This window comes from Micromonospora sp. USAFONa4, assembly GCF_057197825.1.
Genome location: NZ_CM170072.1, coordinates 1,403,255 through 1,417,698, shown reverse-complemented (window position 1 = coordinate 1,417,698; position 14,444 = coordinate 1,403,255). Strand labels below are relative to the sequence as shown.

Genomic DNA, 14,444 nt, shown 5'->3' with positions numbered 1-14,444 from the left:
GGGACGAGGCATCGAGGTCACGGCGGAGGGGACGTCCGGGCGGTCGGCGGGAGGCAGGCGTACGCGCGACGCGCCCGCCGCGACGCGGGGACCGGACGATCCCCAGGTGCCGCGCGGGCTGGACCCGGCGGGCGGGCTGGCCGCGCTGCGCGGGCTGCTGGACCGGCCGCTGGCCTCCTACTACCTGCTGCTGTCCAGCGCCGGCCTGCTGCTGCTGATCGGCCTCACCATGGTCTTCTCCGCGACCAGCGTCCGGGACTACGCGGAGAACGGCAACGCCTCGACGTCGCTGGTCAAGCAGGCGATCTTCGCGGTGATCGGCATCGTCGCGTTCTGGGCGTGCCAGCGGCTTCCGGCGACGACCTACCGGACGCTGGGCCGGCCGCTGCTGTTCACCGCCATCGGCCTGCTGCTGGTGCTCAACCTGCTGCTCGCCTACGCCCGGCTGACCGGTCAGGATTCCGCCCGGATCGGCCCGGTCGAGGCCCGGCTGCTCTGGCTCTTCGTCGGCGGCATCCAGGTGCAGCCCTCCGAGTTCGCGAAGTTCGCCCTGGTGCTCTGGGGGGCCCACGTGATCGCCCGCAAGGGCGCCGCGCTGGGCTGGTGGCGGGAGCTGGCCACCCCGCTCTTCCCGGTGGTGGGCCTGCTCTTCGTCCTCGTCGGCTACAACGACCTGGGCACGATGCTCTGCCTGCTCGCCCTGGTGGTGGGGCTGCTCTGGGCGGCCGGGGTGCGGATGCGCGTCTTCGCCGCACTCTCCGCGGTGGGCCTGCTCGGCATCGGTCTGCTGGTCGCGGTCGCCTCGCTCGGCGCCGGCTCCGGCGAGAAGGGCGAGGAGAACTACCGGCTGGCCCGGCTGACCGCCTTCATCAGCCCGCCCCCGCCGGACGAGTGCAAGCTGGCCGACTGCTACCAGATCGCCCAGGCCCGCTACGCGATCGAGAACGGCGGCTGGTTCGGCGTCGGCCTCGGCAAGAGCATCGCCAAGTGGCAGTGGCTGCCGGCGGCGGAGAACGACTTCATCTTCGCCGTGGTCGCCGAGGAGCTGGGCGTCGTCGGGTGCGTCGTGGTGGTGGCGCTCTTCGCCGTGCTGGCGTACACCGGGCTGCGGATCGCCCGCCGGGTCGACGACCCGTTCCGCCGGCTCGCCGCCGCGGCGGCGACCACCTGGCTGGTCGGCCAGGCGGTGATCAACATCGGCGGGGTGGTCGGCCTGCTGCCGCTGACCGGTGTGCCGCTGCCGTTCATCTCCGACGGCGGCAGCGCCCTGGTCGTCACCCTCGCCGCCATCGGGATGCTCGCCTCCTTCGCCCGCGCCGAACCCGACGCCGCCAGAGCACTGCATGCCCGTCCGCCGGCCCGATGGGTCCGACTACTCTGGGCCCCGTTGCCGCCGCTTCCCGGGCGGCGCCGCCGTCCGGCGGCGCCCCCGGCTGCCCGAGGGTCCGTGCCCCGGTCGCGGGAGCGGCGGCCGGACGATGTGGCCGCACCGCGCGGCGTCCGGCTGGCCCGGACCCGCCGCGGGTCGGCGGACGAGAGGAGACGTTGATGGGTCCGCTGCGTTCGGTGGTGCTCGCGGGAGGTGGCACCGGGGGGCACATCTACCCGCTGCTCGCCTTCGCCGACTGCCTGCGCCGACACGACCCCGGCGTCCGGATCACCTGCCTGGGGACACCGAAGGGCCTGGAGAACGAGCTGATCCCGCCGCAGGGCTACGACCTGCGGCAGATCCCGGCCTACCAGCTGCCCCGGTCGGTGAACATGAACCTGGTCAAGACCCCCGGCCGGATGTGGACCGCGGCCCGTGCCGCGGGCAAGGTCATCGACGAGGTGCGCGCCGACGTGGTGGTCGGCTTCGGCGGGTACGTCTCCGTGCCGGCCTACCTCGCCGCCTGGCGGCGCGAGCTGCCGATCGTGATCCACGAGGTAAACGTGCCGCCGGGGGTGGCCAACCGGCTGGGGATGAGGTTCACCCGCCACGTGGCGGTCGGCTTCCCGCACCAGCCCGCCCAGGCCGAGGCCCTGCGCGACGCGCGGGTCGTCGGCGTGCCGCTGCGCCGGGGCATCGCCGGGCTGGACCGGTTCGCCATGCGCAACGCCGCCAGGGCCCACTTCGGACTCCGCCCCGACCTGCCGGTGCTCTTCGTCGCCGGTGGCTCGCAGGGTGCCCGCTCGATCAACCTCGCGGTCGCCGGGGCGGCGAAGGAACTCGCCCGCAACGGGGTGCAGGTGCTGCACGTGATCGGCGCCCGCAACGAGCCGGTGCCGGTCCCCACCGACCTGCCGGTGCCGTACGTGACGCTGCCGTACCTGTCCGAGATGGAGGCCGGCTACGCCGCGGCGGACCTGATGCTCGGCCGGGGCGGGGCGATGACCTGTGCGGAGGTGGCCGCCATCGGGCTGCCCACCATCTACGTGCCGTACCCGCACAGCAACCAGGAGCAGAAGCGCAACGCGCTGCCCGTGGTGGAGGCCGGCGGCGGGCTGCTCGTCGACGACGCCGAGCTGACCCCGGACTGGGTCGAGCGGACGATCATCCCGCTGATCCGCGACCCGCACCGGCTGCACGCGATGGGCTCCGCCGCCGCCGCGTACGGCCGCCGCGACGGCGACGAGGTACTGCTCAACTTCGTCCTGGAGGCGGTGGCCCCGTGAGCGCGAGGAGTGAGCTTGCGAGCCCCGCAGTCGCGAACGAAAGGCAGGCGCCCGTGAGCGCGAGGAGTGAGCTTGCGAGCCCCGCAGTCGCGAACGAAAGGCAGGCGCCCGTGAGTGGGTGCACCGCGACGGGAAGGTACTCGGCATGAACACCGCACAGTTCACCCCGGCCGGCACGCTCACCGCCGAGGACCTGGGCACGATCCACCTGATCGGGGTGGGCGGGGTCGGCATGAGCGGGCTGGCCCGGCTCTTCCTGACCCGGGGCATCCGGGTCTCCGGCAGCGAGTTGCGGGAGTGGCCCTCCCTGGCCGGCATGCGCGCCCTCGGCGGCACGATCCACATGAGCCACGAGGCGTCCAACCTCGACGGCGTCGACACGGTCGTCTACTCCTCGGCGATCCCGCAGGACCACCTGGAGATGGTGGAGGCACGCCGGCGCGGCCTGCGCGTGCTGCACCGCTCCGAGGCGCTGGCCGCCGCGATGACGGGCCGCCGGACGGTGGCGGTCGCGGGCACCCACGGCAAGACCACCACCACCTCGATGGTCACGATGGTGCTCCAGCAGGCCGGGCAGGACCCGTCCTTCGTGATCGGTGGGGAGATCTCCGAGGTCGGCTCGGGCGCCCACCACGGCACGGGCGAGCACTTCGTGGTCGAGGCGGACGAGAGCGACCGCTCCTTCCTCATCTACCGCCCGTACGTGTCGATCATCACCAACGTCGAGGCCGACCACCTGAACACCTACGGCGACCTCGCCACGCTGGAGGCGGCCTTCGCCGAGTTCGCCCGGCTCACCGACCCGGACGGCTTCATCATCACCTGCGCCGACGACCCGGGCGGGCGGCGGCTGGCCGAGACGCTGCGCGCGGAGGGCCGTCGGGTGCACACCTACGGCGAGGCGGCCGACGCCGACCTGCGGCTGACCGACATCGCCTCGTCGGCCCGGGGCGTGCGCTACCTGGCGAGCATCGACGGGCGGTCGCTCGGCGAGTTCCGGCTGCCGGTGCCCGGGCGGCACATGGGGCTCAACAGCGCCTCGGCCGTGCTGACCGCGTACCTGCTGGGGCTGCCGCTGGAGGCGGCGGAGGGCGCGCTGGCGGCGTTCCCCGGCGTGCGGCGGCGCTTCGAGCGCAAGGGCGTCGCGGACGACGTGCTGGTCTACGACGAGTACGCCTACCACCCGACCTCGATGACGCTGGCGTTGCAGACGCTGCGCGAGGTGGCCGGGGACGGCCGACTGATCGTGGTCTTCCAGCCCTACCGGCTCTACCGCACCCGCGACCTCCAGGCGGAGATCGCCGAGTCGCTGGCCATCGCCGACGAGCTGGTGCTGCTGGAGGTCTTCGGCCCGGGCGAGCTGCGCGAGCCGGGGGAGGGATCGGCGGCGCTGATCGAGGCGGTGGCGTTGCCGGCGGAGCGGAAGGTCTTCGTGGACTCGTGGGAGGCCGCGCCGGTGGAGGTGGCCCGGCGGGCCCGCCCCGGCGACGTGGTGGTGACCATGGGCGCCCCGCCGATCTCGCTGATGGGGGACCAGCTGCTGGCCGCGCTCTCGGCGCGTACCACCGATCCGGCGGCGCCGGCGGGCACGACGACCATCGGCGACGCCGGCGGGACGACGACCATCGGCGGCACCGTCCCCGGTGCCGGCGGCGCGGTCGCGGACGGCGCGGCGCCCGCGGCCGGATGAGTCCCGGTCCGGCGCGGGGGCGCACCACCGGCGCGGACGGCGGCGGCCGGCGCGGGCCGCAGCGGCGGTGGCAACTGGTCCGTGCCGGCAGCGACGCGGTCCCCGCCTCGACCCGCCGGTTCATGGCCCGGGCCCGGCAGCGTCGGATGCGCGCGGCCCTGCCGTGGGCGGTCGCCGCGGGCGTGCTCGCGACGGCCGGGCTGGTCGCCTGGACCCTGCTCGGCACCGGCCTGTTCGGGGTGCGCGAGGTCCGCGTCGAGGGTGCCGCGCTGGTCACGACGGTGCAGGTCCGCGACGCGGCCGCGGTGCCCGACGACGCCCCGCTGGCCCGGGTGGACCTGGCCGCCACCGCGCGGCGGGTCGGCGAGCTGCCGGCGGTCCAGCGGGCGGTGGTGACCCGGGACTGGCCGGACACGCTTGTCGTCCGGGTGACGGAGCGCACCGGCGTGGCGGCGGTGCCGCGCGGGGAGCAGTTCGTGGTGCTCGACGGCGCGGGCGTGGTCTTCCGGACCGTGCCGCGGCCGCCGGACGGCCTGCCGGTGGTCCGGCTCGCCGACCCGGGGCCGGACGACGGGTCGACCCGGGCGGCGCTGGAGGTGCTCGGCGCGCTCACCCCGCAGCTGCGCGCCGAGCTGGTGGACGTGACCGTCGAGGGGCTGGCCCGGATCACGCTGCGGCTGCGCGGCGACCGGGTGGTGGTCTGGGGGGACGCGACCCGGGGCGCGGACAAGGCCCGGGTGGCCGGCGCCCTGCTCGACCGGAAGGCCGACACCATCGACGTCAGCGCGCCCGACGTGGTCACCCTGCGGTGACCGCCCGCTCAACCGGCGACGTGACCCGTCCCGCTCCGGCGGCGACACGCCGAGCGGGTCCTTGGCTCATCGCGTGAGGGCGCTTACGTTGCCCCGAAGGGGATCAGTGGTTGACATAACAGTAAGCCTCTAGTAGAGGGTGAGGGTTCAACCCTGATCCTCGCTGGTGACAGCTGTCGTCGGCCGCTGGTCTGGCCAGGCCCTACCCGGTCGGCCCATGCCAATCTCGAAGGGAAAGGACCGGAGATGACACCTCCGCACAACTACCTGGCGGTCATCAAGGTCGTCGGCATCGGTGGCGGCGGCGTCAACGCCGTCAACCGGATGATCGAGGTTGGGCTCAAGGGCGTCGAGTTCATCGCGATCAACACCGACGCGCAGGCGCTGCTCATGAGCGACGCCGACGTGAAGCTCGACGTCGGCCGTGAGCTGACCCGCGGGCTCGGCGCCGGCGCCAACCCCGACGTCGGCAAGAACGCCGCCGAGGACCACCGCGACGAGATCGAGGAGGTGCTCAAGGGCGCCGACATGGTCTTCGTGACCTGCGGTGAGGGCGGCGGCACCGGCACCGGCGGCGCGCCCGTGGTGGCGAACATCGCCCGCAAGCTCGGCGCGCTGACCATCGGCGTGGTCACCCGGCCGTTCTCGTTCGAGGGCAAGCGCCGCCAGGTGCAGGCGGAGTCCGGAATAGACGAGCTGCGCAACCAGTGCGACACGCTGATCGTCATCCCCAACGACCGGCTGCTGGCGCTCGGCGACCGCAACATCAGCATGATGGACGCGTTCCGCACCGCCGACCAGGTGCTGCTCTCCGGTGTCCAGGGCATCACCGACCTGATCACCACGCCGGGTCTGATCAACCTGGACTTCGCCGACGTGAAGAGCGTGATGAGCGGCGCGGGCAGCGCGCTCATGGGCATCGGCAGCGCGCGGGGCGAGAATCGTGCCGTCGAGGCGGCCGAGGCGGCCATCTCCAGCCCGCTGCTGGAGCAGAGCATGGACGGCGCGCGCGGCGTGCTGCTCTCCATCGCCGGCGGGTCGGACCTGGGCCTGTTCGAGATCAACGACGCGGCCCAGCTCGTCACCGACGCGGCCCACCCCGACGCCAACATCATCTTCGGTGCCGTCATCGACGACGCCCTCGGCGACGAGGTGCGGGTCACCGTCATCGCGGCGGGCTTCGACGGCGGCACGCCGGCGTACAAGGCGGCCGAGCCGCCCCGCAAGAGCAACCAGAACCAGCCGGCGCAGCCGAGCGCCCCGGTCGCGCCGCCGGCCACCATGCCGGCCCCGCAGCAGTCGCCCCGCCGGGTGCTCTTCGACGACGTCGACGTGCCCGACTTCCTCAAGAACGGTTCCTGAGTACCGCCGATGACCGACAGCCCAGCCACGGTGCGCCCGGACCGGCGCGCCGAGATCGCGGCCGGCCTGGGCCGCGTACGGTCCCGGATCGCGGACGCCTGTGCCGCCGCGGGTCGGGACGACTCCGAGGTCACCATGATCGCGGTGACCAAGACCTACCCGGCCGGGGACGTGGTGGCCCTGGCCGGGCTCGGCGTCGTCGACATGGGGGAGAACCGCGACCAGGAGGCGTCCGTCAAGTCGGCCGAGGTGGCCGCGGCGGGGGTGACGCCCCGGTGGCACTTCATCGGGCAGTTGCAGCGCAACAAGGCCCGGTCGGTGGTCCGCTACGCCGACGCCGTGCACTCGGTCGACAGTGTCCGGCTGGCGCGGGCGCTGGACGCGGCGTCGTCGGCGGCGCGGGACCGGCCGCTGGACGTGCTGGTCCAGGTCAGCATCGACGGCGACGCGGACCGGGGCGGGGCGCTGCCCGGCTCGGCCGACCCGGGTGCCGGGCTCGACGCGGTGGCCGAGACGGTGGCGGGCGCGGAGGCGCTGCGGCTGGCCGGCCTGATGGCGGTGGCGCCGCTGGGCTGGGAGCCGGAGCGGGCGTTCGCCCGGCTGGCCGAGGTGGCCGCCGGGTTCCGGGCGGTCCACCCGGGAGCCGCCGCGCTCTCCGCCGGGATGAGCGGCGACCTGGAAATCGCGATCCGGTACGGCGCGACACATGTCCGCGTCGGCAGCGCGTTGCTCGGAATGCGTCCCACGCTGCGGTAGCCTGACCGCGGGAAGCAAATTACATCTGTGTTGTTTGGGGGAGCGGCATCCCGTTGTCGGGGGTCGTGGCACGCGACGCGAATCGCGTGCCAGGGGATTGCCGATCCGCTCCGGTGGGCAGAAGTGGTCCACTCGCGACAAGCGACACGGTACGGGGGCGCGTGCCGCACGGCGGACGGGAAGGGCGCGGGATGGGTGCACTGCGCAAGGCGGGGGTCTGGCTCGGTCTGGTCGAAGAGGACGACGAGCGGGCCTACGACGACGGTGGCTACGACAAGGGTGGCTACCGCGATTCGCGTTACCGGCAGAGCCGGTACTCGGAGGAGTTCGCCGACGACGACGAGGACGACTCCGAGGAGCCGCCGGCGCCCCGGTCCCGGCTGAGCGACCGTGGCCGGCTCTCCGAGCGCGCCGCCGGTCGGGTGGCCGACGCCGAGCGGGGCGACACCGACCGGGCGGAGCGGGCCGAGCGGTCCAGCGTCCGCTCCATCACCCGGCCGTCGGCCGGCGACACGTCGGGCGCGCTGACCTACCACACCCGCGACAACCTGGCCCTGGCGCCGCAGGCGCAGCCCCGGGAGCGGGCGGTGGTCGCCGAGGAGGAGCAGCGCTACCAGATCACCACGCTGCACCCCACCACGTACCGGGAGGCGCGCACCATCGGTGAGCACTTCCGCGACAACGTTCCGGTGATCATCAACCTCACCGAGATGGACGAGGCCGACGCACGCCGACTTGTGGACTTCGCCGCCGGCCTCGCGTTCGGGCTGCGGGGTACGATCGAGCGCGTGACCAATCGGGTGTTCCTGCTCTCACCGGCCAATGTCCAGGTCACCGCGGAGGACAAGGCCAAGATCGCCGAGGGCGGCTTCTTCAGCCTGAGCTAGCCCCGCCCGACCCGAGGGACGTCGCCTGCCGTGTTGTCGATCGTGCTGCAAGTGCTGTATCTGGTGCTCTACTTCTTCCTGCTCGTCCTGCTGGCCCGTTTCGTCCTGAGCGCCGTCCTGCAGTACGGCCGCCGCTGGCAGCCGGGACGTGGGGCATCGGTGGGCTTGGAAATCGTGTGGAGCGTCACTGATCCCCCTCTCAACGCGTTGAGGCGTGTGATCCCTCCGTTGCGAATTGGTACCGTGAGCATCGACCTGGCCTCACTTGTGCTCCTGGTTATCCTGTTCGTGCTGATGGAGTTCGTGTTGAGGCGGTCGATCATCGGCACCGTCTGATGAGCGACGCGCTTTCGCGGCCGCAACTGACCCGAGGAGTTTCGATGCCGCTGACCCCGGCCGACGTCCACAACGTCGCCTTCAAAAAGCCGCCGATCGGCAAGCGGGGCTACGACGAGGAGGAGGTCGACGCTTTCCTCGACGAGGTCGAGCGTGAGCTTGCCCGGCTCATCGAGGAGAACAACGAGCTGCGCGCCCAGGTGGAGCGTGGCGGCCGTGGTGGCGCCCCCGCCGGCCCCGGCGGCGACGCCCGTCTCGCGGCGGAGCTCAACGACGTCAAGGCCCAGCTCGACCGGGTGCAGCGCGACAAGGCGGCGGCCGAGCAGGCCGCCCGCGCGATGCAGGCCGAGCTGGAGCAGACCCGCTCCGCCGGCGGCCCGGCCGTCGGTGGCGCCGACGGCGAGCAGCAGGCGCTGCGGGTGCTGATGATGGCCCAGCGGACCGCCGACGACCACGTCTCCGACGCCCGTCGCGAGGCCGACCAGCTGCTCTCCGAGGCCCGTTCCAAGGCCGAGGAGGTCACCCGCGAGGCCCGCGCCAAGGCCGACGCCCTGGAGCGCGACGCCCGCCAGCGGCACCAGGAGGCCATGGGCGGCCTGGACGCCAAGCGCACGGCCCTGCAGAAGCACATCGAGGAGCTCAAGCAGTTCGAGCGTGAGTACCGCACCCGGCTCAAGGCCTACCTGGAGAGCCAGCTGCGTGACCTCGACGGCCGCGGCCAGGGCCTGGAGGTCGAGATGACCCGTGGTGGTGAGGGCACCCGGGCCGCCGGCGGCGGCAACGGGCTGGCCACCGCAGGGCTCGCCGGCTCCTACGGCGGCGGCGGTCGCTCCGGCGCTCTCGAGACCGGGCGCTGAACCATCGGTCGGCGACCGTCGTCACGATGACGGTCGCCGACCTCGCCTCATCAGCACGACGCGGCGGGGGTGAGCCGTGATAGTCGCCAGTCTCCTGCTCATCCTCGTCGCGGTGGTGCTGCTGGTGCTCGGCCTGGCCGGTGGCTCCAGCGTTCTCCTGACCATCTCCATCGCGGCCAGCCTGCTGGCCGCCGTCGCGCTGGTCGCGGGCGCCCGCCAGGCGGCTGCGGACCGGGCGGCGGCGGACCCGGGCCGGCCGGGGTGGCGACCCCGTCGGGCGACCCGCCCGGCCGGCCCGGCCTTCGCCGGTGGGCCGCCGGCGGAGCCGGAGATCCCCGTCCAGCACGTTCCTTCCACGGTCGACGCCGACGGCACCGGGTGGCGGCAACCGCCCGAGCCGCCGGCGGCCGACGCCGCCGTCCCGGCCGCCGCCACGCCCGGTGCCGGCCCCGCGGTGCCGTACGACGACGAGCCGCCCGCGCAGGACGTCACCCCGGGCGAGGCCGCCCGGGTGGCCCGCCTCGCCGCCGAGGTGCGGGTGGTCGACGGGCGGCCCCGCTACCACCTGGCCGACTGCGCGTACCTGGTGGGGCGGGAGCACGAGCCGCTTCCGGTCGCGGAGGCCGTCGACCTCGGGTTCACCCCGTGCGCCCACTGCGCGCCCGACACCGCCCTGCTCGCCGACGCCGGTCGGATCTGAGCGGCGGGACGTTTCCTGATGGACGCCACGTTGACCGTCGCGGTCCGGGTGAAGCCCGGCTCCGCCCGGGCCCGCGTCGGCGGCCGCTTCGACGGGCCGCACGGGCCGGCCCTGGTGATCGCGGTGCACGCCCCCGCCGTGGACGGGCGGGCCACCGAGGCGGCCCGGCGGGCGCTGGCCGGGGCGCTGGGCGTACGGCCGGGCGTGGTGTCGTTGCGGGCCGGCGCGGCCAGCCGCGACAAGCTCTTCCTGGTCGAGGGGCCCGCCCCGGAGTTGACGGAGGCGCTGCGCCGGCTGCGTGACGGGGCCGCCGGGTGACGGACGCCGGGGCCGGGCGGCGGTGACGCCGGGGCTGGATCTCGCGCTCCTGCTCGGTGCGGGTGTCCTGCTGGTCGCGGTCGGCGCGGTCCGTCTCTCCACCCGGCTCGGCGTGCCCAGCCTCCTGGCCTACCTGGCCCTCGGGGTGGCGATCGGGGAGGCGGGGCTGGGCATCCGCTTCGACGACGTCGAGCTGACCCGGACCCTGGGCTTCTGCGCGCTCATCGTGATCATCGCCGAGGGCGGGCTGACCGCCCGGTGGAGCACCCTGCGCCCGGTGCTCGGGCTGGCCGCGCTGCTCTCCACGGTCGGCGTGGTGGTCAGCATCCTGGTCGTCGGCCTCGTCGTGCACCTGCTGCTGGGACTGGACTGGCGGCTGGCCCTGCTCTACGGCGCGGTGCTCTCCTCCACCGACGCGGCGGCGGTCTTCGCCACGCTGCGCCGGCTGCGGCTGCCGCCCCGCCTGGTGGCCACCCTGGAGGCGGAGTCGGGGATGAACGACGCCCCGGTCGTGCTGCTGGTGGTGCTGCTGTCCCGGGAGGGCGTCACCCACCCGTGGTGGTACGAGATCTCCCTGGTCAGCTACGAGCTGGGCGTCGGCGCGGCGGTCGGCCTCGCGGCCGGCGTCGGCGGGCGGTGGGCGCTGCGCCGGGCGGCGCTGCCGTCGGCGGGGCTCTACCCGATCGCGGCGGTCGGGCTGACCGTGTTCGCCTACGCCGCCGGCGCGGTGCTGCACGCCTCGGGTTTCCTCGCCGTCTACGTGGCGGGGGTGATCCTCGGCAACGCCCGGCTACCGCACCGGCAGGCGATCCTCGGCTTCGCGGACGGCCTGGCGTGGCTGGCCCAGATCGGGCTCTTCGTGCTGCTCGGGCTGCTCGTCTCGCCGGGCCGGCTGGGCTCGGCGGTGCTGCCGGCGGTGGTCGCCGGGCTGGCGCTGGTGCTGCTGGCCCGGCCGCTGTCGGTGGCGGCGTCCGCACTGCCGTTCCGGTTCGGCCTGCGCGAGCAGGCGTTCCTGTCCTGGGCGGGGCTGCGCGGGGCGGTGCCGATCGTGCTCGCCACCATTCCGCTGTCGGAGCGGGTGCCGGGCGCCGACCGGCTCTTCGACTCGGTCTTCGTACTGGTGGTGATCTTCACGCTGCTGCAGACCGGGACGCTGGCCCCGGTGGCCCGCCGGCTGCGGGTGACCGCGCCGGCCGAGGCGACGGAGATCCGGGTGGAGACGGCGCCGCTGGAGCGGATGGGCGCGGACCTGCTCCAGCTGGAGGTGCCGCCCGGTTCCCGGCTGGCCGGGGTGCACATCGACGAGTTGCGGCTGCCGCTGGGCGCCTCGGTGACCCTGGTGCTGCGCGACGGGGCGGGCGTCGTGCCCGGCCCGGACTTCCGGCTGAAGACCGGCGACAGCATGTTGATCGTGGCCACGGCCGGGGTGCGCGACGAGGCCGAGCGGCGGCTGCGGGCGGTCAGCCGGCGGGGTCGGCTGGCCCGCTGGTTTGGCGAGTACGGCCAGGGTCCCGACGCGTGATCTGCTAGCGTTCCTTTTGCCCCGGTTAGGGATGACCAGGGGCCGAACGTCGGTACGTCGGAGCGGCACGTTGTCGTGCGCCTGTACGTTCCGTATTCTTGCGAATCTCCGGAGTGCGCGGCCCCGTCGCCGCGCGCCCCTTTTGTACCTGGGGGCGCCGATGCCGGCGGCCCCTGTCCAGGTGCCGCGGAAGACCGCGGTTCCGCGGCCGAGGGAGCGACGATGGCGAAGCCAGCCGACACCAGGACCGCCGGCCGGAAGCCGGTGGCGAAGGCCACCCGCAGCGCTGCGGAGACCGAGAAGATCCGGGCGGCCCTGGCGGCGCGGCGTGACGAGTTGCGCGCCGAGTACGATCGGACGCTGAGCGAGATCACCGAGCTGCAGCGCGACCGGCTGACCGACTCGGCCGGGGACGACCAGGCCGACACCGGGACCAAGACGTTCGAGCGTGAGCAGGAGATCTCACTCGCCAACAGCATCCTGGAACGGATCACGCAGGTCGAGCGGGCGCTGGAGCGGCTCGACGAGGGTGGCTACGGCTGGTGCGAGCGGTGCGGCAACCCCATCCCGGTGGAGCGGCTCGCCGCCTTCCCGTCGGCCACCCTCTGCGTGACGTGCAAGCAGCTGGAGGAGCGGCGCTGAGGCCCGCTCCCCGGCGGCCATGGGAGGCGGCGCGGACGCGTCGCCGCGAGCGTCGATGGGGAGCAGATGTCCGAAGCACCGCCCGCCGGGCCCGGCAGCGCTGAGCCGGGTGCCGACAGCGCCGAGCCGGGGCCCGGCACGTCCCACCGCCGGGCCGCGGCCACCCTGTTCGGCCTCGCGCTCACGGTGCTCGCCGCCGACGCGGCGACCAAGCACCTCGCCCTGAGCGCCCTCGAGGACCGCGAGCCGGTCAGGCTGCTCGGCGGCGCGGTCTACCTCAGCCTCACCCGCAACAGCGGCGCGGCGTGGAGCATCGGCGCCGACTACACCTGGGTCTTCCCGCTGATCACCCTCGGGGTGGTCGGTTGGATCGTCTGGATGGCGCTGCGCCTGCGCTCGCTGCCCTGGGGGATCTCGCTGGGCCTGGTGCTGGGCGGGGCGCTGGGCAACTTCGCCGACCGGGTCTTCCGCGCCCCGGGCTGGTTCGTGGGGCACGTCGTGGACATGGTCAGCGTCTTCGCCCCGTACGGACGGGTGTTCCCGGTGTTCAACCTGGCCGACAGCGCCCTCGTCTGCGGCGTGCTGCTCGCCCTCCTGCTCGAGTTGACCGGCCGGCAGCGTGACGGCAGCCGGATCGGCCACGGCGAGTCCACCGACGAGGCGACGGCCCAGGCCGACGCCGGGCAGCGGGAGCGGGCATGACCGCCGCCTTCGCCGCCGGCGGCGACCACCGTTCCCTGCCCGTCCCCGACGGCCTCGACGGCACACGGCTCGACCAGGCCGTGTCGCGGCTGTTCGGGCTGTCCCGCACCGCCGCCGCGGCCCTGGTCGACGCCGGCGACGCGCTTGTCGACGGGGCCGCCCGGCCGAACTCCTACCGGGTGAAGGCCGGCTCCTGGCTGGAGGTGACCCTGCCCGCGCCGGTCGCCCCGCCCACCGTGGTGCCGCAGGCGGTCCCCGGGCTGCGGGTGGTGTACGCCGACGACGACATCGTGGTGGTGGACAAGCCGGTCGGCGTCGCGGCCCACCCGAGCCCCGGCTGGACCGGCCCGACAGTGATCGGCGCGCTGGCCGCCATCGGGCACCGCATCTCGACCAGCGGCGCCGCCGAGCGGCAGGGCGTGGTGCACCGGCTCGACGTCGGCACCACGGGCATCATGGCGGTGGCCAAGAGCGAGCAGGCGTACACCGCGTTGAAGCGGGCGTTCAAGTACCGCGAGGTGGAGAAGCGCTACCACGCGGTGGTGCAGGGGCACCTGGACCCGCTGCGCGGCACCGTCGACGCCCCGATCGACCGGCACCCCACCCACGACTACCGCTGGGCGGTGGTCTCCGGCGGCAAGCCGAGCATCACCCACTACGACACGGTGGAGGCGTTCCCGGCGGCGAGCCTGGTCGACGTGCGGCTGGAGACCGGGCGCACCCACCAGATCCGGGTGCACTTCTCGACGCTGCGGCACCCGTGCGTGGGCGACCTCACGTACGGCGCCGACCCGACCCTGTCCGCCCGGCTCGGCCTGTCCAGGCAGTGGCTGCACGCCCGGTCGCTGAGCTTCCTGCACCCCCGCACGGGGGACGAGATGCGCTTCGTCAGCGACTACCCTGACGACCTGGACCGGGCGCTCGAGATCCTCCGCGACTGAGCGTCGTCCCGCCCGTGACGATCCGACGAGGGGATCCCGCCGTGTGTGCCGGTGCCCCCGCCCCGACCGTGGGCGAAACGTCGGAACCCGCGCGGGGCGTGACGCAACCATCACCGAGATCGGCCGGACCGGCCGGCGGCGGGTCGCCGCCGGCGGTCCCGCCGACCTCCCCGTACGCCGGCGTCGACGGCGTACGGGGGCCCGTGCCGTGACCGGGACGAAGAACCGAAGGTGCGTAGACGGGTGTGGTCCGAATAGGGTTTC

At 74.1% G+C, this 14,444-nt stretch carries 15 protein-coding genes; all 15 read left to right on the top strand.

Annotation, left to right across the window (positions count from 1 at the left end; genetic code table 11):
• Nucleotides 1–136: 136 nt before the first annotated feature.
• Nucleotides 137–1,549, top strand: a complete 1,413-nt coding sequence (locus tag AC0OO9_RS05675; protein WP_484517862.1) for an FtsW/RodA/SpoVE family cell cycle protein — start codon at nucleotides 137–139, stop codon at nucleotides 1,547–1,549.
• Nucleotides 1,549–2,655 (top strand): undecaprenyldiphospho-muramoylpentapeptide beta-N-acetylglucosaminyltransferase, encoded by a 1,107-nt coding sequence (murG, locus tag AC0OO9_RS05670; RefSeq protein ID WP_484516088.1) that lies wholly within the window; start codon nucleotides 1,549–1,551, stop codon nucleotides 2,653–2,655. The genes AC0OO9_RS05675 and murG overlap by 1 nt, the downstream gene beginning before the upstream one ends.
• Nucleotides 2,656–2,800: 145 nt before the next feature.
• Complete coding sequence (gene murC / locus AC0OO9_RS05665; RefSeq protein ID WP_484516087.1) at nucleotides 2,801–4,345, top strand: UDP-N-acetylmuramate--L-alanine ligase; 1,545 nt, start codon at nucleotides 2,801–2,803, stop codon at nucleotides 4,343–4,345.
• Nucleotides 4,342–5,157 (top strand): cell division protein FtsQ/DivIB, encoded by an 816-nt coding sequence (locus AC0OO9_RS05660; protein ID WP_484516086.1) that lies wholly within the window; start codon nucleotides 4,342–4,344, stop codon nucleotides 5,155–5,157. The genes murC and AC0OO9_RS05660 overlap by 4 nt, the downstream gene beginning before the upstream one ends.
• Nucleotides 5,158–5,403: 246 nt before the next feature.
• Nucleotides 5,404–6,519 carry a cell division protein FtsZ gene (ftsZ, locus tag AC0OO9_RS05655; RefSeq protein ID WP_132236307.1) on the top strand — a complete coding sequence of 372 codons (1,116 nt, stop codon included), beginning with the start codon at nucleotides 5,404–5,406 and terminating at the stop codon, nucleotides 6,517–6,519.
• Between the two features lie 9 nt (nucleotides 6,520–6,528).
• The gene (locus AC0OO9_RS05650) at nucleotides 6,529–7,275 is read left to right on the top strand and encodes a YggS family pyridoxal phosphate-dependent enzyme (protein WP_484516084.1); all 747 of its coding nucleotides are present in this window, start codon (nucleotides 6,529–6,531) and stop codon (nucleotides 7,273–7,275) included.
• A gap of 191 nt (nucleotides 7,276–7,466) precedes the next feature.
• Nucleotides 7,467–8,162, top strand: coding sequence for a cell division protein SepF (locus tag AC0OO9_RS05645; protein WP_132236311.1), 696 nt, complete (start codon nucleotides 7,467–7,469; stop codon nucleotides 8,160–8,162).
• Between the two features lie 30 nt (nucleotides 8,163–8,192).
• Nucleotides 8,193–8,498 (top strand): YggT family protein, encoded by a 306-nt coding sequence (locus AC0OO9_RS05640; protein ID WP_088999245.1) that lies wholly within the window; start codon nucleotides 8,193–8,195, stop codon nucleotides 8,496–8,498.
• Between the two features lie 44 nt (nucleotides 8,499–8,542).
• Nucleotides 8,543–9,355, top strand: a complete 813-nt coding sequence (locus AC0OO9_RS05635; protein ID WP_484516082.1) for a DivIVA domain-containing protein — start codon at nucleotides 8,543–8,545, stop codon at nucleotides 9,353–9,355.
• Between the two features lie 76 nt (nucleotides 9,356–9,431).
• Nucleotides 9,432–10,055 carry a hypothetical protein gene (locus AC0OO9_RS05630; protein WP_484516080.1) on the top strand — a complete coding sequence of 208 codons (624 nt, stop codon included), beginning with the start codon at nucleotides 9,432–9,434 and terminating at the stop codon, nucleotides 10,053–10,055.
• A gap of 18 nt (nucleotides 10,056–10,073) precedes the next feature.
• Nucleotides 10,074–10,373, top strand: coding sequence for a DUF167 domain-containing protein (locus AC0OO9_RS05625; protein ID WP_421452091.1), 300 nt, complete (start codon nucleotides 10,074–10,076; stop codon nucleotides 10,371–10,373).
• A 22-nt stretch (nucleotides 10,374–10,395) separates the two neighbouring features.
• Complete coding sequence (locus AC0OO9_RS05620) at nucleotides 10,396–11,895, top strand: potassium/proton antiporter (protein WP_484517861.1); 1,500 nt, start codon at nucleotides 10,396–10,398, stop codon at nucleotides 11,893–11,895.
• Nucleotides 11,896–12,117: 222 nt separating this feature from the next.
• Nucleotides 12,118–12,537: a TraR/DksA family transcriptional regulator gene (locus AC0OO9_RS05615; protein WP_121400566.1), complete on the top strand. Its 420-nt coding sequence runs from the start codon at nucleotides 12,118–12,120 to the stop codon at nucleotides 12,535–12,537.
• A 66-nt stretch (nucleotides 12,538–12,603) separates the two neighbouring features.
• Nucleotides 12,604–13,239 (top strand): signal peptidase II, encoded by a 636-nt coding sequence (lspA, locus tag AC0OO9_RS05610; RefSeq protein WP_484516079.1) that lies wholly within the window; start codon nucleotides 12,604–12,606, stop codon nucleotides 13,237–13,239.
• Nucleotides 13,236–14,180, top strand: a complete 945-nt coding sequence (locus tag AC0OO9_RS05605) for an RluA family pseudouridine synthase (RefSeq protein ID WP_484516078.1) — start codon at nucleotides 13,236–13,238, stop codon at nucleotides 14,178–14,180. The genes lspA and AC0OO9_RS05605 overlap by 4 nt, the downstream gene beginning before the upstream one ends.
• Nucleotides 14,181–14,444: the final 264 nt, after the last annotated feature.

Coding starts and splice junctions, on each gene's coding strand:
- AC0OO9_RS05625 (WP_421452091.1), top strand. CDS start 10,074: ATGGACGCCACGTTGACCGTCGCGGTCCGGGTGAAGCCCGGCTCCGCC.
- murG (WP_484516088.1), top strand. CDS start 1,549: ATGGGTCCGCTGCGTTCGGTGGTGCTCGCGGGAGGTGGCACCGGGGGG.
- AC0OO9_RS05660 (WP_484516086.1), top strand. CDS start 4,342: ATGAGTCCCGGTCCGGCGCGGGGGCGCACCACCGGCGCGGACGGCGGC.
- murC (WP_484516087.1), top strand. CDS start 2,801: ATGAACACCGCACAGTTCACCCCGGCCGGCACGCTCACCGCCGAGGAC.
- AC0OO9_RS05645 (WP_132236311.1), top strand. CDS start 7,467: ATGGGTGCACTGCGCAAGGCGGGGGTCTGGCTCGGTCTGGTCGAAGAG.
- AC0OO9_RS05635 (WP_484516082.1), top strand. CDS start 8,543: ATGCCGCTGACCCCGGCCGACGTCCACAACGTCGCCTTCAAAAAGCCG.
- AC0OO9_RS05615 (WP_121400566.1), top strand. CDS start 12,118: ATGGCGAAGCCAGCCGACACCAGGACCGCCGGCCGGAAGCCGGTGGCG.
- ftsZ (WP_132236307.1), top strand. CDS start 5,404: ATGACACCTCCGCACAACTACCTGGCGGTCATCAAGGTCGTCGGCATC.
- AC0OO9_RS05605 (WP_484516078.1), top strand. CDS start 13,236: ATGACCGCCGCCTTCGCCGCCGGCGGCGACCACCGTTCCCTGCCCGTC.
- AC0OO9_RS05650 (WP_484516084.1), top strand. CDS start 6,529: ATGACCGACAGCCCAGCCACGGTGCGCCCGGACCGGCGCGCCGAGATC.
- lspA (WP_484516079.1), top strand. CDS start 12,604: ATGTCCGAAGCACCGCCCGCCGGGCCCGGCAGCGCTGAGCCGGGTGCC.